The sequence below is a fragment of the Segniliparus rotundus DSM 44985 genome, assembly GCF_000092825.1.
GTDB classification, from domain to species: Bacteria; Actinomycetota; Actinomycetes; order Mycobacteriales; family Mycobacteriaceae; genus Segniliparus; species Segniliparus rotundus.
The window spans coordinates 2,201,529-2,217,852 of the sequence record NC_014168.1 but is presented as its reverse complement, the minus strand read 5'-3'; the positions used below and the strand labels follow the sequence as shown (position 1 = coordinate 2,217,852).

The 16,324-nt window shown below is 67.7% G+C and carries 15 protein-coding genes; 5 read left to right on the top strand and 10 right to left on the bottom strand.

The genetic code is table 11. From position 1 onward, the window contains the following. Nucleotides 1-5: 5 nt before the first annotated feature. Nucleotides 6-1,229 carry a D-alanyl-D-alanine carboxypeptidase family protein gene (locus tag SROT_RS10960; protein WP_013139090.1) on the bottom strand — a complete coding sequence of 408 codons (1,224 nt, stop codon included), beginning with the start codon at nt 1,227-1,229 and terminating at the stop codon, nt 6-8. Nucleotides 1,230-1,366: 137 nt separating this feature from the next. Continuing rightward, entirely contained in the window at nt 1,367-2,884 is a 1,518-nt protein-coding gene (locus SROT_RS10955; RefSeq protein ID WP_013139089.1) for an APC family permease, read from the bottom strand. A 47-nt stretch (nt 2,885-2,931) separates the two neighbouring features. On the opposite strand from SROT_RS10955, the gene SROT_RS10950 reads away from it, so the two are divergent. After that, a complete protein-coding gene (locus SROT_RS10950; RefSeq protein WP_013139088.1) occupies nt 2,932-4,203 on the top strand; it encodes a DUF4185 domain-containing protein in 1,272 nt (423 codons plus the stop codon). A gap of 13 nt (nt 4,204-4,216) precedes the next feature. On the opposite strand, the gene puuE is transcribed toward SROT_RS10950, so the two are convergent. From puuE to bla, 4 genes are read right to left on the bottom strand one after another with little or no spacing between them, the layout of a single operon-like run. Beyond that, nucleotides 4,217-5,119: an allantoinase PuuE gene (puuE, locus tag SROT_RS10945; RefSeq protein ID WP_013139087.1), complete on the bottom strand. Its 903-nt coding sequence runs from the start codon at nt 5,117-5,119 to the stop codon at nt 4,217-4,219. Beyond that, complete coding sequence (alc, locus tag SROT_RS10940; protein WP_013139086.1) at nt 5,112-6,149, bottom strand: allantoicase; 1,038 nt, start codon at nt 6,147-6,149, stop codon at nt 5,112-5,114. The genes puuE and alc overlap by 8 nt, the downstream gene beginning before the upstream one ends. Further along, nucleotides 6,146-7,366: a DUF6986 family protein gene (locus SROT_RS10935; RefSeq protein WP_013139085.1), complete on the bottom strand. Its 1,221-nt coding sequence runs from the start codon at nt 7,364-7,366 to the stop codon at nt 6,146-6,148. Before SROT_RS10935 ends, alc begins: the two co-directional genes overlap by 4 nt. Before the next feature lie 4 nt (nt 7,367-7,370). Further along, the gene (bla, locus tag SROT_RS10930) at nt 7,371-8,306 is read right to left on the bottom strand and encodes a class A beta-lactamase (RefSeq protein WP_013139084.1); all 936 of its coding nucleotides are present in this window, start codon (nt 8,304-8,306) and stop codon (nt 7,371-7,373) included. 143 nt (nt 8,307-8,449) lie between these two features. On the opposite strand from bla, the gene SROT_RS15720 reads away from it, so the two are divergent. Both SROT_RS15720 and SROT_RS10920 read left to right on the top strand, forming a co-directional pair. Next, nucleotides 8,450-9,502, top strand: a complete 1,053-nt coding sequence (locus tag SROT_RS15720) for a hypothetical protein (RefSeq protein ID WP_013139083.1) — start codon at nt 8,450-8,452, stop codon at nt 9,500-9,502. A gap of 94 nt (nt 9,503-9,596) precedes the next feature. After that, a complete protein-coding gene (locus SROT_RS10920; RefSeq protein ID WP_013139082.1) occupies nt 9,597-11,051 on the top strand; it encodes an APC family permease in 1,455 nt (484 codons plus the stop codon). A gap of 34 nt (nt 11,052-11,085) precedes the next feature. Here the strand turns inward: SROT_RS10920 and SROT_RS10915 are convergent, their stop codons facing one another. After that, a complete protein-coding gene (locus SROT_RS10915; protein ID WP_041407225.1) occupies nt 11,086-11,394 on the bottom strand; it encodes an antibiotic biosynthesis monooxygenase family protein in 309 nt (102 codons plus the stop codon). A 59-nt stretch (nt 11,395-11,453) separates the two neighbouring features. On the opposite strand from SROT_RS10915, the gene SROT_RS10910 reads away from it, so the two are divergent. Both SROT_RS10910 and SROT_RS10905 read left to right on the top strand, forming a co-directional pair. Next, entirely contained in the window at nt 11,454-12,425 is a 972-nt protein-coding gene (locus SROT_RS10910; protein WP_013139080.1) for an LLM class F420-dependent oxidoreductase, read from the top strand. A gap of 9 nt (nt 12,426-12,434) precedes the next feature. After that, nucleotides 12,435-13,382, top strand: coding sequence for an alpha/beta fold hydrolase (locus tag SROT_RS10905; protein WP_013139079.1), 948 nt, complete (start codon nt 12,435-12,437; stop codon nt 13,380-13,382). A gap of 114 nt (nt 13,383-13,496) precedes the next feature. Here the strand turns inward: SROT_RS10905 and SROT_RS10900 are convergent, their stop codons facing one another. The 3 genes from SROT_RS10900 to SROT_RS10890 all read right to left on the bottom strand — a co-directional run bounded on the left by SROT_RS10900 (nt 13,497) and on the right by SROT_RS10890 (nt 16,147). Beyond that, nucleotides 13,497-14,387 carry a spermidine synthase gene (locus SROT_RS10900; protein WP_013139078.1) on the bottom strand — a complete coding sequence of 297 codons (891 nt, stop codon included), beginning with the start codon at nt 14,385-14,387 and terminating at the stop codon, nt 13,497-13,499. After that, nucleotides 14,384-14,764 carry an adenosylmethionine decarboxylase gene (speD, locus tag SROT_RS17135; protein ID WP_013139077.1) on the bottom strand — a complete coding sequence of 127 codons (381 nt, stop codon included), beginning with the start codon at nt 14,762-14,764 and terminating at the stop codon, nt 14,384-14,386. Before speD ends, SROT_RS10900 begins: the two co-directional genes overlap by 4 nt. Nucleotides 14,765-14,881: 117 nt before the next feature. Continuing rightward, nucleotides 14,882-16,147 carry a type III PLP-dependent enzyme gene (locus SROT_RS10890; RefSeq protein WP_013139076.1) on the bottom strand — a complete coding sequence of 422 codons (1,266 nt, stop codon included), beginning with the start codon at nt 16,145-16,147 and terminating at the stop codon, nt 14,882-14,884. Nucleotides 16,148-16,324: the final 177 nt, after the last annotated feature.

Sequence of the window (16,324 nt, the reverse complement as noted above, 5' to 3'; positions counted from 1 at the left end):
CCGGGCTACGCGTGGGTCGGCGAAGCGCCCTTGCGGCGTTTGAGCTCACGGCTCGCGAGGACCAAGCCGCCTGCCAGGATGCCGCCGAGCAACAGCGTCGTTGTCGCTGTCGAGGAGGACTCGGCGCCGCCGGCCGGCGCGGCGATCGTGGCGGCCGGCGCGGGCTTGGGGGCGGGTTCGACCAGTTTGCCCACGCCGATGGCGGGGTCGGAGGAGAACCCCCAGTCCAAAAGCGCCGCAGCCTGCTCGCGGAACGTGCTTGCGCCGTTGAGGCCGTACATCTGGGTCACCACGAGGCGCCGTCTGCCCCGCTCGGCCGCGCCGACGAACGTCTTTTCGGCGTCGTCGGTGTACCCGGTTTTGCCACCGAGCATGCCAGGGTAGTCGTCCAGCATCGCGTTGTCGTTGACCAAGGGGAAGTCGTCCGGGTTGCCGTGCATCGACACAGACTTCTGGCCGACGATCTTGCGGAAGTCCGCGTGCTTCATGGCCGCGCGGAAAATGAGGGCGAGATCGTAGGGAGAGCTGCTCGACGGCCCGCCGGGGGCTTCCACGCCGGAGGGCGTGGTGGCCCGGGTGTCTTTCGCGCCGAGCTCGTCGGCGAGGCTGTTCATCTTCTGCACCGCGGCTGCCACGCCGCCGGGTCCGCCGAGCACGCGGGCCAGCGCGTTCGCGGCGCCGTTCGAGGAGACCATGAGCGCGCCTTCGAGCAAGTCGAACACGCTGTAGGTGGTCCCTGCCTGAATGAACTTGTGCTCGCTCTCCTCGTCGGCGGTCTGGTCGCCTTCGGTCAGTTGGACCAGCTGCTTGGGGTCCAACTCGTTGAGGACCGCGAGGGCGAGGAGGGTTTTGACCGTGCTGGCGGGGCGGAACCGGCCGTGCGGGTCTTCGGCCGCGAGCACTTGGCCGTTGTCGAGGTCCGCGACGAGCCAGCCGTGCGCGGGGCCTTGTGGGAGGGCGGGCGAGCCGGGGGGCTGCACCACGCCGCACGAGGCGAGCGCCGCCCCGCCGACCGTGACGGCGGGGACGGGCAGCGGCGGCAGTTCGGGATGGCCCGGCTGGGGGGCTTCGGAGGAGTCGACAGCTGGCGGCGGGGTGACGCGCTGCGCGCAGGCGGAGTCCTGTCCATCGTCAGGATCAGCCCAGCTCGCAGGAGCGATCGAGGCCGCGGCCAACAGGGCGAGCGAGGCGGCGGCGGCATTTTTGAGTGACTTGCCGGTCCTGAGCACGCGTCGAGCATAACGTCGGGCGCGGTTGCCTTCGGCCCGACGCGCCAGCGAGCAACAATGTTCACACCAGTCCCACGATGCTCACGCCAGTCACCGGCCAGAGACCACAGTGCGGGGCTCAGATCACAGCGCGGCGGTCACAACGAGTCCGGGGGCGGCGGTATCCGGGCCTCGGTCTGGGCGTTGAGCGTGCGACCCGCGAAGAAGTCCTTCCCGGTGATGGTCGCGAGGAGCATCAACGGCGCCCCGGCCACGAGTATGCCCACGCCGATGACGAAGACCCCCCCGACAGGGCCGAAGCGGGTTTCGCCGTAGCCGGGATCGACCATGTCCATGCTGCTCCTCACGAACGCCCAGGTCATCGTGAGCGCGCCAAGCAACGGCAGCAGGCCGCGCAGCAGGAAGTCGCGCAGCGAAGCAGTCAGGCTGCGCCGGAAGTGCCACACGCAGGCGTAGGCGGTCATCGCGTAGTAGAACGCCACGGCGAGGCCGAGCGAGGACACCGAGTCGACGAGCACGTTTTCGCTCACAAGGGACAGCGCGAAATAGAAGAACAGACAGCATCCGCCGGTGACCGTTGTCGCGAAGCCAGGGGTGAGGAATTTCGTGTTCACGGAGGCGAAACGCTCGGGCAGGGCGCCGTAGGAGGCCATCGAGAGGGCTTGGCGCGCGGTGGGCAGGATGATCGTCTGTGTCGAGGAGAGCGCGGAGACGCTGACCGTGAGCAGGAGGGCGACCGCCGCTGCCTGGCCCCCGGCGGGCTCGCCGAGCACGGTGAGCACATCGCTCGCGTGGCCCGGGTTGTTCAGCCCGATCCCGGTGGTTCCGAAACCGGCGAAGCTTTGCGCGGCGTAGCTGACCATGACGTAGGTCGTCACGAGCAGCAGCGTCGAGATCACCGCCGCCCGTCCAGGGGTGCGGGTCGAGTCCCGAGTCTCCTCGCCCACCGCGAGGCACGCGTCCCATCCCCAGTAGATGAAAACGCAGAGAATGACGCCCGCGGCGAATTGCGAGGTCGAAAGGCCGGTCGGGATCAGCCAGCTCAGGCGCGGGGCGAGCGCCTGCGGCCCCGCATGATGGGTGAGGACCCGGACGAGCGCGATGGCCGAGATGACGGCCAGCACGCCGAACTGGATTGCCATGAGCACGTTCTGCATGCGTTCCCCGAGGTCCAGGCCTCGATAGCTGACCCACGTCATGAGCACGATGATCGCCGCCGCGACGGCGATTTTCGCGCCGCCGCCCGCTGGATGGCCGAACAGGCGGAACAGGTAGATCGAGGCGATTTCGGCGGCATTGCCCACCGCGATGATCCCCGAGACCGCCAGGCCCCAGCCGGACATCCAGCCCGTCCACGGCCCGAATGCTTTGGTGGCCCACGTGAAGGTGGTGCCGCAGTCCGGGGTGTCGCGGCACAGTTCGCGATACGCGAAGGCGATGCAGAGCGTGGGCAGGAACGAGACGAGCAGGATCGCCGGGATTTTCTCCCCGACAGCCCCGGCGAGCGGGCCGAGGGCTCCGGCGAGGCTGTACGCGGGGGCTGTGGCGGAAAGGCCGATCACGATGCTGCCGACGAGGCCGATCGCGCCGAGTTTGAGGCCTTTGGGCGCTTCGCCGCGCTGGGTTGGCTCGGGGGAGAGGTCTGTGCTTGCGATGCGTTGAGAGTACCGTAAAGAACGGCGCCGACGATGAGGAGTGCGACATGGCCCAAGCCGCCCGTGATCCCCGTTTTTTGACCGTGGCGAACGTGCTGCCCGAGTCAGAGGAGCCGCTGGAAGTCGTCGGCGGGTCCGCGATGTACTTCTGGCAGCCCGAAAACCACGGCCGGGGCTATGTCGGCCGGATCACCAGGGTGATGAGGTCCCTCTTCGGCGGCAGGAGGGACGACGACACGTTGTTGCCGAACGTGCGCAACGCCGATCTCGGCGTCCCGGTGTTGCTCGGAAAAGACCACGACGGCGTGCGGCGGTACGTGTATTTGATGGGGGACACCGGGGACAGGGACAACCTCGACGACCAGGGCGAGAACCTGGGGGGGTTCGGCGGCCCGAGGATCGCCGGGAACGCCGCGCTCCTCGCCCATAAGGACCAGCGGGGCCGCATGGTGATGGACGGTTTCGTGCGCGATCCCCGGTATTGCCACTTCCCGTGGGAGTTGTTCCCGGTGGAACGCCCGCATGTGCGCACGAGGTTCGCGCGCGCCAAAGAGGGCCGTTTCAACGGGCGGGATTATCCGGACGCGAAGCCGAGGTCGGTGGTGCCGACCGGCGCGATCATGGCGGCGGGCAAGCTCGTCGTGGCGTGGCAGCAGGTGGACTGGGGGCCCGGCGGGGCGGGCCCTGCGCTCGGCGAAGGCTCGTGGTTGCAGCGGTTCGACTTCGACGCCCGCACCAGTGTCACATCGAAGGTGGCCGCAGAGCGGCCAGTGGCCGTCGGCAATCCGGACTTCCAGCAGATCCAGCTCGCTTCGCATATGGTCGGCGGGCAGGAGGAGTTTTTCATCGTCGGCTCCGAGGCGGCCAGGGGCAACCCCGGCCCGCATGTGGCCAAGGCGAACGCGGAAACTCTTCTGGACCCCGCCCGTTGGCGGTATTTCGGACCGGACGGCTGGGGCGCGCCGGGCCGCGCGCCCGCGCCGGGCGAGGCGCACACGATCCCCGATTTCCCCAATGTGGGCGAGGGCGGCGCTGCAGTCGTCGACGACAAGCTCGTCATCATCTACACGGATGAGAAACTCGGCATTGTGCTGCGCTCGGCTCCGCTCTCGGACCTGTCCTGCTTCAGCGCGCCCGAACTCGTCGTCACTGCGGACCCCGGCCGAGGACGGGGACCGGCCGACGCGCATTTCAACGAGCCCGGCGGGCCGTACGGAGGATTTGTCGTGGAGGTGGACGAGTCGGCCAAGACCATCGCGATCGCCGTCTCGCGCTGGAACCCGTACAGCGTCTACCTGCTGGACGTGCACTACGAGTGAGGCCCCGGACGACCTACGCCGGGTGGACCCGCCGCCAGTGCTCGGCGATGTCGATCCGCTTGGCCACCCACACGCGCTCGTGCGAGAGGACGTGGTCGAGGAATCTCTCCAACGCCGCCGTGCGGGCGGGGCGCCCTGCGAGTCGGCAATGCAGTCCCACGGAAAGCATTTTCGGCGAGCCTTCGCCGCCTTCGCGCCACAGCACGTCGAACGCGTCCCGCAGATGCGCGTAGAAATCCTCGCCCGTGCTGAACCCCGCGGGCGAGGCGTATCGCATGTCGTTGGTGTCGAGCGTGTACGGGACGACCAAATGGTCGTTCCCCGCGACCTTGGCCCAATACGGCAGGTCGTCGGCGTAGGAGTCCGAGTCGTAGACGAAGCCGCCGTGCTCCACGACGAGCTTGCGGGTGTTCGGCGAGTCCCTGCCGGTGTACCAGCCGAGCGGCGCGGACCCGGTGAGGGCGGTGTGCAGCGCGACAGCTTCGCGCATATGCGCGCGCTCGACGTCCTCGGCGATGTTCTGGTACGACTTCCACCGCAGACCGTGGCAGGCGATCTCATGGCCGAGCTCGACGAACGCGGCGGTCGCCTCGGGGTTTCGCTCCAAAGCTTTCGCCACCGCGAACACAGTCAGCGCCAGCCCGCGCCGTTCGAAGGCGCGCAGCACCCGCCACACTCCGGCCCGCGCGCCGTACTCGTAGAGCGATTCCATGCTCAGATGCCGGTCGGGGAACGGCTCGGCGGGGACCATTTCCGAGAGGAAGGTCTCGGCGTGCGGGTCTCCGTCGAGCACGCAGTTCTCCGCGCCCTCCTCGTAGTTCAACACGAATTGCACGGCGATCTGCGCGCCCCCGGGCCACTGAGGATCAGGAAGGGAGCGGCCGTACCCGACGAGATCCCTCGGATACTCAGCCATGGTCGCCCCAGGACGTGCGGATCCGCTCCAGCGCGCTCGGGGTGAATTCGCCCCACAGCCGCAGTCGGGCGAGCCCGCCGTCGGGATAGACGTCCAATCGCGCCTCTTCGACGGCGGGCGCGTCGGCGGGCAGCGCGAAGCGGTGGCAGGTGTCTGGCCGCAACTCCACTCTCGGGAGCAAGGCGATCTCGTCCCCGGCGGCGGTGAAGCCGGTGAGGCTCGCCGCTCCTGGCGCGTTGCCGAGGAAGCACGAGGTGTCGATCTCGGCCCAGCGGGGCTTGCCCTCGCCGCCAAGGCGCACCCGCACCCAGTCGTTGGCTTCGTCGCGCCGCCGGGCGGTCTCCCACCCGTCGCCCATGACTTGGGCCTTGCCGGGCAGGAGGAGCTGTTGCGGATGGCTGTAGAAACGGTTGGAGCAACCCACGATCAAGCCGCCGTTCTCCGCCGCCGCCAAATCCACATGCCCCGCCGACACGAACGCGGGGTCGGGGATCGCCAGCCCGTGCGCCCGAAAGCGCGCGACCCCGCCGTCGGGGTGGATGATGAGCTTGATGTGGGTGCGCCGGGATTGGCGCTGGGGCTCGGGGACGTCGAAGCGGTTGACCGAGTCCGGTTCGACGGCGCTCTTGGGGACGATCGTCTCCCAGTCCTCGCTCGCGAGCAGGTCCGGCACCGACGGGTATCCCGGCAGTGCGAGCGCTTGGACGGTGACGTGGGCGGGGGCGTTGCCTTTGAACCACGCGGTGTCCACCACCACGCCGCGGACTTGGCCGGACGCGCCGAGCCGGATGATCGCCTCGTCCTGCCCTGGTTCTCGCCTGCGGCGGGTTTCCCACCCGTCGTACGTTTGCCCTTTGTGCCCGAAGTTGTGCGGGGTGAATGCCGCGCTGCCGGGTTTGAGCAGGTTTTCCTTCTCGGCGAAGAACTCGTCGTTCGCCCACAGCACCGAGCCGCCGAGCTGTCGCCCGGCCAGGTCCGGGAGCTCATGCCAGTCGCGAGGGTCCGGCCGGTCCAGGGGATCAGGGCTCACTTTTTGGGCCTTTCTCTGCGGTACAGCGAGCGCAGCACGTCGGCGGTCGCGAATTTCGTTTTGGACGAGACCTCTTTTTCGGTGATCGCGCCGATGGACAGACCGCGCAGCGTGACCGCGGCCAACTGCTGCGCGGTCGCGGGCTCGTCGAGCTTGCCCCGGTAGGCGGTGTCCGTGAGGTAGGCCCGCAGCCGAGGGGCGGCCTCGGCGAACGCCTCGCGGTAGAAGCCGAAGGTGGCCAGCCAGCGGGTGGGCAATTGGGCGGGATGCAAGTCCCACCCCTGGTAGTAGCCGTGGTCCAGCGAGCGGGTGACGAGCCGGAAATGTTCGGCGACCGCCCAGTCGGCCTCGTCCGGGCCGCCCTCGGGGACGACGATGGATCCGCCGTCGCTGACCCACACCCCGCGTTCGGCGGCGGCGGCGAGCATCACCGCTTTCGCGTAATCGGCGACGGGGTGTTTGAGCGATTGCTGGCTGGGGGCGATCCCGCAGGCCGCGCTGTAGTCGTAGGTGCCGTAATGCAGTGCGCTCACCCGGTCCCCGGCGAGGTTCATCGCCTCGGCGAGCGCCGCCGCCCCGTCGTGGCCCAGCACGATCTGGGGGCTTTCGATCTGCAGCTCGAAGCGCAGCGTCCCTTCTGCGAGGCCGTGCGCTTTTTCGAGCTCCTCGCACAGCAGCCGGGCGGCGAGGGCTTGGACGGGGACGCGCACCTTGGGTACGGTGAAGACGAAGCCGTCGGGCGCCCCCCCGGCGGCGTCGAGGATCAGCTCGAGGGTGCGGCGGCTGCGTTGGTGCAAGGCAGTGGTCAAGCCTTTGATCCGCACGCCGAACATGGTCGGCGACCCCGGCTCGGTCCAGCCTTGGAAGATCTTGCCCACCCGCCGCGCGTGCTCGTCTTCTGCCTCGTCGTCATGCGCGCCGTAGCCGTCTTCGAAATCGAATCGCAGGTCTTGGACCGGCTGCGAAGCCAGCCGGGCCTTGACGAGTTTGACCGCGTCGGTCTCGTCGAGGCCGCGCAACGCGTCGGCGTGGCGTTTCACCGCGTCGAGCGCGGCGGACCCCCACTGCTCGGGCAGGTCGGCTTCGGCTTTCGCCGCGCTCACGTACACGGTGTGCGCAGGCTGGCCCTCGACCTTGTTGCCCGGGTACAGCTTGGCGAGTTGGGAGTCGACGTCGGCGAGGACGGATTCGACGCTGATCTCAGCGGGTGCGGCCATCCCTCTATTTAAGCGCAAGGGCTGACCGCGCCGCGCTCGCGACGTCGGCGAGGAGTCGGTCGTCGGGCTTTGCGACTCCTGGGGCGACGGTGAGCACGGAGATCGCCAGCGGGGCTCGTCCGCCGTCCGGCCAAGCGATTGCGACATCGTTCGCGTTGCCTTGCCGGCGCCCTGCCGTGCCGGTTTTGTCCGCGACCCGCCAGGCGGCGGGGAGCCCGGCCCGGATCCTGTGCAGCCCGGTCGTCGTGCCCTCCATCCAATCGGTCAGCTGTTGGCGTTGCGGCGGGGCGAGCGCATCGCCGAGCAGGAGCTTCTGATACGTCGAAGCGAGCGCACGGGCTGTGGTGGTGTCGAGCAGGTCCTCGGGGCTGCCGTAGTTCATCTCCTCTTCGTAGCGGTCCAAACGGGTTGTCGCGTCGCCGAGGGAGCGGACGAAGTCAGTCACCGCGGGCGGTCCGCCGAACTGCTGGAGCAGGATATTGGCCGCGATGTTGTCGCTCAGCCGGATGGCCGCCCCGCACAGTTCGCTGTAGGTCGCGGTCTGCCCGAGCCGCCCTTTCGCGAAGGGCGAGTCTTCGGCGATGGGGCCTGGGTCGGCGGGGATGACGGCCGAAGCGGCCAGAAGGCCCGGGTCGGCTTGCGCCCGCCGCAGCACCAGGCCCACAACGAGCGTTTTCCAGACCGAGCACATCATGAACCTTTGGTCCGCGCGGTGTTCGAGTGTGTTCCCGGAGCCGGTGTCCAGGGCGAAAACGCCGACATGGGCTTTATGGCGCGCTTCGAGCGCGGCCACCGCCGACTCGAAGACTGTTGCGCCAGTGAACTGCGATGATTGCGCGTTTGAGGCGGCGAAGCCCGGATCTTTTTCCGCAGTGCCGCAGGCCGCGAGCGCGGCGAGGGCCGCAATGCCCTCGATGGCGGCGCGTCGGGAGACTTCCATGCCGGCACGGTATCAACAACGGTCAACGATCAACAACGATCGGCGATCACCGCCGCTTCGGGCGCAGGGGCGCATGACAACCAGCGCGGCGATGTCAGAACACCGCGACCTGCGTCGCGAAAGAGTTTGCAAGAATAGGGGGCATGACATACCCGCCTGGGTCCGGCCAGAACCCCCAGCAGCCGCAGTATCCGCAGTATCCGCCGCTCGGCGGCCCGGGGCAGTACGGCGGCCAGCCGCAGTACCCGCAGTATCCCCCGCTCGGGGGCCCGGGGCAGTACGGCGGCCCGGGGCAGTACGGCGGCCCGGGGCAGTACGGCGGCCCGGGGCAGTACGGCGGGCAGCCGCAGTACCCGCACTATCCGCCGCAGCCCAAGAAGAAGAACCTCGCCGTGTGGATCGGCGTGGCCGCCGCGCTCGTCGTCGTCCTCGCTGTCGGGATCGGCCTGGCGGTGGCGTTCTTGCCGGGCTCTTCGGCCTCGGGCGGCAAACTGGCGCTCACCGGACGGGCGCAATCGGACTACGTTGCCCTTCTGCCCAAACAAGAGGATTTCGGCCCGGACTGGACTGTCAGCGATAATCCCGTGTCGAACCCGTCTGGCGACGACGCCGCGCAAAACGAATTTCAAAAGGGCTTAAAGAATTTTCTGTCCCAACTGACCGCGACCCCGTCGGGCTGCGGGCTCGCAGAACTGGCGGAGAAAGCGCAATCCGTGTCCGACAAGACGCACAAACTCGCGACGGTGCAGGGCACACCGCGCGGCGGCGCTGCCCAAAGCGTGGGCCAGGACGGCTCCGGGCAGCAAGGCCCTGCCCAGATCAATGTGTCCATCAGCGACAGCGCGAACTACGACACAGCCGTGCGCACGCTTCGCGAATACATTGCGAAATGCTCCTCGGCGACTATGCAGGGTTCCTTGTCGGAAAGCGGCGTCGAGGTGTCGGTCACCATGAAGATCGAGGTCACGGAGGTGAAGCCGCCGTCGGCGCAGGCCGAGAAGTCTTTCGGCATGCAGATGAAATCGACGACGTCCATCAACGCCGATGGAGAAGACATGCGCATGCAGCTCTCGCAGCAGCTCTACGCGGCGTCGCTGCGCGGGGTCGTGGTGTCCGCCTCGACCAACGATCTCGGCAAGATCCCGCTCTTGGACACACTGTTCGCCGCGACGGTCGATCGGGCGAACAAAGCCTGAGCAGCGTTCCGCGCATTTGTAACATGATCGGCCACCGCAGGTAACACCTCGTTTGTACGTTGGTTCAGATCCGCGCTGGACCGAACGGAGATGTATGCCCTCATTGCCGATTGTGGAACAGATCCAAGACGTGCAAGCCGGGCGGTCCGCCCGATCCGGGCTCGCCGAGGGGACCATGGGCGGCGTCGAGCTGATGGCCCAGTCCACGGCGGGCATCGCGCCGAGCGCGGTCATGGTCTCGGGCGCGACATTGGTGGCGGCGATCGCTGGGCCGGGCACGTTGTACTCCTACGTGGTCTCGCTCGCAGTGTTGATGCTCGTGGGCTGGTGCGTGGCGAGAGTGGCGCGACTGCGTCCGGGCGAGGGGATGCTCTCGCACATCACGGCCGCGTTCGGCCGAGCTGTGGGTTTTGTGGGGTCCATGGGCCTCGCTTTCGGCTACTTGCTCATCGCGGCCGGTTGCGTCGCGCAGTTCTCCCAATACGTCAAACCGCTCTTCGGCGTCGCCCCGCCGGTCAGCGCGGGAGCCCCGGGCACATCGTTCGGGTTCACCCTCGTCTTCGAAGTCCTCTGTGTCGCTGGAGCGGCCTTCATGATGATCCGAGGGGTTCGGGTCTCGGCGTGGACGGGCGTGGTGCTCGAGATCTTGTCTATTGGCGCGATCCTGCTTGTCCTCACGCTCGCGCTCTTGCGGCACGGGTTTGTCCTCGCGCCGTTGTTGCCCACCGGGATCACACTCGGGCAGGTCGTCGGCGGCATGGTGCTCGCACTGCTGGGCTTCGTCGGGTTCGAGTCGGCGGCCTGCCTCTCGGTCGAGGCGAAAGACCCGCAGCGCACCATTCCTCGGGCTGTGTTCGGCAGCGCCTTGCTGGCCGGAGCGTTGTACTTGTACTCCTCCTACGCCCAGATGGCGAGCTTCGACGGGTCGGAAAAGCTCGCCGCCGACGCGACCCCGCTGAACACTTTGGCCGACGGCTTGGGGCAGCACTGGCTCGCGCTCATGGTGGACTTGGGCGCGGTCGCGTCCAACTTCGCCTGCGTCACCGGCTCGCTCACCGCCGCGAGCCGGGTGCTGCACGCGATGGGGGAATCGAGGCTCGTGCATCCGAAAGTCGCTCTCGCCCACCCTGAACGAAAGACCCCGCACATCGCGATCCTCCTGCTCAGCGTTGTCGCCTTGGCGGTCGCCCTCGGCATGGCGGCCAGCGGCGTCAACGAACTCGATGTCTACTCGTACTCCGGCACGCTCGGCACTTTCGGCTATATGGTGGCCTATATCCTCATGGGTCTCGGCGCCCCAGTCCTGTTGCGCAAACTCGCCCCGCGCGCGGGCGCCGGGCTGGCCGCGCTCATCGGCGGCATTGTCGCGATATGCCTGTCGTATGTGTTCTACCGCAACATCTACCCAGTTCCCGTATGGCCGACGAACCTGATGCCGTGGCTTTTCCTCGGGGTGCTGCTCGCCGCCTCGGGCTGGTATTTCGCCGGTCCCGCGCGCCAGCGCGACGGCCACGACCCGGCACGGCTTGTGGCCGAGCCCCTGGGATAGGGCCGCAGAGCCTGAGCAGGGGCGCGCGCCGGCGTCAGGCTTTCTTGTCAGCCCGCAGCACGACCTCGAATTCCAACAGGCTCGCCCCCGTCGCGACCGGCTTCGCCCGCTCGCCCGCGTGGGCCTCCTTCGCGGGCCCGTCCACCCAGGCGCGGAAGGCCTCCTCGGAGTCCCACTCCGTGACGACGAAGTAGCGTTTCTCGCCCGCGGTCGGGCGCAACAGCTGGAAGCTGATGAACCCGGGGGCGCCTTCCACTGCGTGCGCCCGGTTGGCGAAACGCCGCTCCAGCTCGTCTCCGGCGTTTTCGGGCACATCGATGGCGTTGATTTTCACGACGGTCATGTCCTTCAGCGTACGCGGGTCTTGACCTGGAGGGCGCTCAAGGTTCTAGGCTGGCAGGCATGACGGTCAAACTCGGCTACCAGATTCCAAGCTTCACCTACCCCGGCACGGTGAACGACATCTTCCCGCAGGTGGTGGCACAGGCGAAGGAGGCAGAGGCCGCTGGTTTTGACACGGTCTTCGTGATGGACCATTTCTACCAGCTGCCGATGATCGGAGACGCGCACGAGCCGATGCTCGAGGCGTACACGTTGCTCGGCGCGCTCGCGTCCTCGACGTCGACAATCCAGCTCTCCACGCTGGTCACCGGGAACACGTACCGCAACCCGGCGCTGCTGGCAAAGATCGCGACCACCCTGGACGTCGTTTCCGGCGGACGCGCCGTGCTGGCCATCGGCGCCGGGTGGCACGAGCTGGAGCACGTCGCCTTCGGGTACGAGTTCGGCACCTTCACCGACCGTTTCGAACGCCTCGCGGAAGCGTTGGAGATCATCATTGCGATGCTCCGAGGCGAACGCCCCAGCTTCGACGGCACGTGGTACCGGGCGAAGGAGGCGATCAACGAGCCGAGAATCCGTGACGACATGCCCTTGCTGATCGGCGGCTCGGGGGAGCGCAAAACCTTCGCTCTGGCCGCGCGGCATTTCGACCACCTCAACATCGTCGGCGTCGATCCCGAAGACCTGCCGCGCAAGCTCTCGGTGCTCCGCCAACGCCTCGACGAGGCGGGGCGCGACCCGGCCACGCTGGAGACCAGCTACCTGGCGAGGGTGATCGTCCACGAGGACGGAGACCGGGCTCGCCAGTTGCAGCAGGAGCATCTCGAGCGTCAGTCGAAAGCGTTCAGGGTTCCGCGCTCCGGCAGGATGCACGGCGAATTCGTCGGCACGCCCGACGAGGTCGCCGCGCAGATCAAAGAGCAGATCCTGGACGTTGGGGTGGACGGCGTCATCATCAATATGTTCGCCAACGGCCACGAACCGGGCATTGTCGAGCTTGCGGGGAAGGCTCTGGCTCCGCTCATCGCATAAGCTATCCCTATGTCAGCCAGCGCATTGCGGAAAGCACAACGGATCACCCTTCTTTCTGGCGTTCCCTTCGCCGTGTTGCTCCTGTTCGTCGTGCTCTCCCTCGCCTGGGTCGCGGCAGGTTTCACGCACACCGGGCCTTCGTCGGACAAGGACGGGCAGTCCGCCTGGACGAGCCTCCCGCCGTTCGGGCCGCAGCCCGAGGGCGCCCGAAGCGGTTCCGCGCCGGTGAACGGCATCAACATCTGGTACGCCGAGTACGGCCCCGAGCCGGGGCCCGATTCGGCCAAGCCCCCTGTGCTGCTCCTGCACGGCGGGCTCGCGGACTCGAGCTACTGGAACGATCTGGTTCCGGCGCTCGTCGCGCGCGGGCGCACCGTGATTGTCATGGACAGCCGAGGACATGGGCGCAGCACCAGGAACATCGAGCCGTACAGCTACGACCTCATGGCAGAGGACGTCCAGCTCCTGCTGCGTTTCCTGCAGGTGCCCAAAGTGGACCTCGTCGGGTGGAGCGACGGCGGCATCATCGGCCTCGACCTGGCGATCCATGACCCCGAGCTGTTGTCGGGCCTGTTCGCCTACGGGGCGAACACGCGGCCCGACGGCCTCATTCCTGGCGGGGACCAGTCCCCGGTCTTCTCCATGGGCACCGAGCGCGCCCGCGAAGAGTATCTGCGGGTCTCGCCCACTCCGGACCAATGGGACAGTTTCAACGATCAGATCAACAGGATGTGGGCCGCGCAGCCTGACATCAGCGACGACCAATTGCGCTCCATCCATGTGCGCACGACGATCGCGGACGGGCAATACGACGAGGTCATCAAGCGCGAGCACACCGAGCACATCGCTGCCACGATCCCCGGCGCGCGGCTGGTGATCCTGCCGGAAGTCAGCCATTTCGCAATGCTGCAGAACCCTGCGGCGTTCAACAAAGCAGTGCTGGATTTCCTAGGCTGACACGCGGCAGGGCACGGGCGGAAAGAGCCTGCGTCAGCACACGCGACGGGCAGCTCGTCTTCGGCCACGGGGCGCCGCGCCGCCAGCGGAGGGCTGGCAGCTTCCTCGCCCGACCTAAGGCCGGTGGCGCACGCTGTGCGGGGGAGTCGTATTGCCGCGCAGCGCGTCCTCGTCGATGGAAACGGGCCGGTAACCGCAGGCGGGAAGGCGGGAAACCATCAGCCCGGCCGGGTCTTCGACTTTTTCCGCCCGACCGAACAAGTAGGCCCACTCGTGCTCGTCCGACCCGTAGTAGGCGACCGTGTCGAACACCTCGCCGAACCTTTGCCACGAGGTCGTGAGGGTGTGATTGCGCCAGAGCGTCGGGCAGCCCGATTGGTTCACCACCACGCCTCCGGGGGCGAGGACGGCCTTGCACTGGCGCAAGAAGTCGGCGCCGTACAGCCGGTTGATTTGCGCCCCAGGATCCTCAGGCCGCTCATCGGGCAGATCCACCAGGACGATGTCGTAGCGCTCTGCCCGCGCGGCGGCTTCGGCGAGATACTGGAAGCCGTCGCTGTAATGCATCTGTATGGCGCCGTCGCCCTGCTCTGCGCGGCGCAACTCCTCCAGGGTGTAGCCATAGGGCAAATGTTCGGCGCACAGTTTGACCGCGTCCTCGTCGATGTCCACATGGTCGACGCGGCTCGCGCCCGCCGCCACCGCCATCTGGCACACCACGCCCTCGCTGGAGCCGACGACCAAGACGGAGCGCACCTGATCGGCCAGCAGCAACGCGGGAACCATGAGCGCCTCGTGGTAGACGAGCTGGCTGAACTCGGTCGATTGCCGGTCGTTGTCCGAGAAGAGCGACACGCCTTGGCTGGTCTGGGCGATCACGATGTGCTGGAAGGGCGTGTCCCCCTCCCAGATGGTCTTCTCCAGCTCCCACACCCTGGTGAGGCCCGGAGCCAACGGCTCTTGAATGACACGGCCCAATGGCTCGTAGATCTGTCGGGCGCTCACTGCACACCTCGCCGGATGGCCTTGAGCTGGACGACCGGGGCTTTGAGCGCCTCGGCGATCAAACGTGCGGCGCGCTCCGGGTCCGCCCGGCGCCCGCAGGTGAAGACGTCCATGAACGCCGAGCCGACCTCTGGGTAGGTGTGCAGGGAGGCGTGCGACTCGGACAGCAGCACGAGAACGGTGACCCCTTGCGGGTCGAACCGCTTGGAGGTGATGTCGAGGACGGTCGCCCCCGCCTCGGTGAGCGCGGCGGCCATGACGTCCCGCAGGAACAATTCGTCGTTGAGGCGCTTTGCTTTGACGCCTTGCACTTCGGCAATGATGTGTTGCCCGGTGAAAGCTCCAACTGCGTGTGCGGACTCCAGTACTTGGGTCATTTTCACTCCCTTCGAGGGGTGCTCGTGCCATACGGCTGGTCACTGTGAACGGTCTTGATGCGCGGACTCGTCGGTCCGAAATGCGGCTTGCGCCGCGGAATGCAGATGCCAGGGGATTTAGATGCAGAGCGTCTTCAGCGGCGAGAACCCGTTGAAGGCGATCGACGCGTAGCTTGCCGTGTAGGCCCCGGTACTCAAGAAGTCCAGGTGGTCGCCGACGCGAAGCGCCGACGGCAACCTGTAAACCGTCCTTTGGTAGAGAACATCGTCTCCGTCGCAGGTGGGACCGGCCAGGTAGACCGGCGCAGTGTCTTCGGCAGCCGCTGGGCCGGCGTGCTCGGGCGAGGCGAGGACGTAGGCGACGCATTCGCCCTCCGTCTCGGTCAAACCGTTGTAGCGACCGGCGTCGACGTACACCCAGCGGTGCTCGTCGGCGGGGGATTTGCGCGAGACCAGGACCACTTCTGAGCGCAGCAGCCCCGCGTCGGCCACGAGATAACGCCCCGGCTCGAGCACGAGGAGGGGCTCGTGGAGCCCGACTGCCCCGAAGTGCTCGCGCACCGCCGCGCTGATCGCGTCCGCGTAATCGGCCAGCGGCGGCGCGGCATGCGTGTAGCTGCCGGGCAGGCCGCCGCCGATGTTCAGCATCGGCAGGCGCACGCCTTTCGCGGCGAGGCGGGCGGCGATCTGCGCGGCGTGCGCGATCCCGCTCCGCCAGGCATGCGGGTCCAGCTGCTGGGAGCCCGAGTGGAACGAGACCCCGGCCGCGGCGAGTCCGAGCGTCCCGGCGCGCAGCAGCAAGGATTCCGCGAGCTCCGGCGCGCAGCCGAACTTTGCGCCGAAGGAGTACACCGCGCCGTCGTGCACGGCCGCGATCCGGCAGAACACCGAGGAGCCGGGGGCGTGCTCGGACAGCGCCTCCAGGTCTGTCTCGCTGTCCGTCGTGTACAGGCGCACTCCGAGGGCGTGCGCTTTGGCGACGTCGGCGGGTTTTTTGATGGTGTTCCCGTAGCAGAGGTCGCGCGGGTTGGCTCCTGCTGCCAGGCACAGCTCGATCTCCGCCACGCTCGCCACGTCGAAGCACGAGCCGGCGGCCGCCAGCTCGCGGACCACCTCGGCCGCCGGATTCGCTTTCACCGCGTAATACACGCGGGCCTTCGGCAGCGCGGCGGTCAGCTGGCAGTAACGCTCGCGCACTGTTTCCAGGTCCACCACCAAGCACGGGGTCTCGGTCGGGCGCTCGCGCAGGAACGACTGGATCCTGGCCACCGCTTTCGGGGCTCCCATCGAGGGGCTCTCGCCGTTCGCGTGGGTGAAGAGGACCGGTGCGTCGTGTCCCGGCTTTGCCGAGATCGCGTCCATGACGCTCGCACTGCCCGCCATAGCGTCTGCCTCCTTCCCGGTTGTGGTCGAATGCTCCTGGGGAACCGTTCCTCGCGCTCCGTGCCTTGACGCGCGGTGCCTGTGTTGCGCCGTTCTTTTCTTTGTGAAGGAAAATACGTCCAGCTCTGGCGGCGTCTGCAACACCGCCAGGGGCTCACAGTACAGCATTGCGGCCTG

Excerpts from the sequence above, each read along its gene's own strand:
- bla (WP_013139084.1), bottom strand. The coding sequence starts at position 8,306 with ATGGAAGTCTCCCGACGCGCCGCCATCGAGGGCATTGCGGCCCTCGCC.
- SROT_RS10915 (WP_041407225.1), bottom strand. The coding sequence starts at position 11,394 with ATGACCGTCGTGAAAATCAACGCCATCGATGTGCCCGAAAACGCCGGA.
- SROT_RS10935 (WP_013139085.1), bottom strand. The coding sequence starts at position 7,366 with ATGGCCGCACCCGCTGAGATCAGCGTCGAATCCGTCCTCGCCGACGTC.
- puuE (WP_013139087.1), bottom strand. The coding sequence starts at position 5,119 with ATGGCTGAGTATCCGAGGGATCTCGTCGGGTACGGCCGCTCCCTTCCT.
- speD (WP_013139077.1), bottom strand. The coding sequence starts at position 14,764 with ATGACCCAAGTACTGGAGTCCGCACACGCAGTTGGAGCTTTCACCGGG.
- SROT_RS10910 (WP_013139080.1), top strand. The coding sequence starts at position 11,454 with ATGACGGTCAAACTCGGCTACCAGATTCCAAGCTTCACCTACCCCGGC.
- SROT_RS10905 (WP_013139079.1), top strand. The coding sequence starts at position 12,435 with ATGTCAGCCAGCGCATTGCGGAAAGCACAACGGATCACCCTTCTTTCT.
- SROT_RS10890 (WP_013139076.1), bottom strand. The coding sequence starts at position 16,147 with ATGGCGGGCAGTGCGAGCGTCATGGACGCGATCTCGGCAAAGCCGGGA.
- SROT_RS10920 (WP_013139082.1), top strand. The coding sequence starts at position 9,597 with ATGCCCTCATTGCCGATTGTGGAACAGATCCAAGACGTGCAAGCCGGG.
- SROT_RS10950 (WP_013139088.1), top strand. The coding sequence starts at position 2,932 with ATGGCCCAAGCCGCCCGTGATCCCCGTTTTTTGACCGTGGCGAACGTG.
- SROT_RS15720 (WP_013139083.1), top strand. The coding sequence starts at position 8,450 with ATGACATACCCGCCTGGGTCCGGCCAGAACCCCCAGCAGCCGCAGTAT.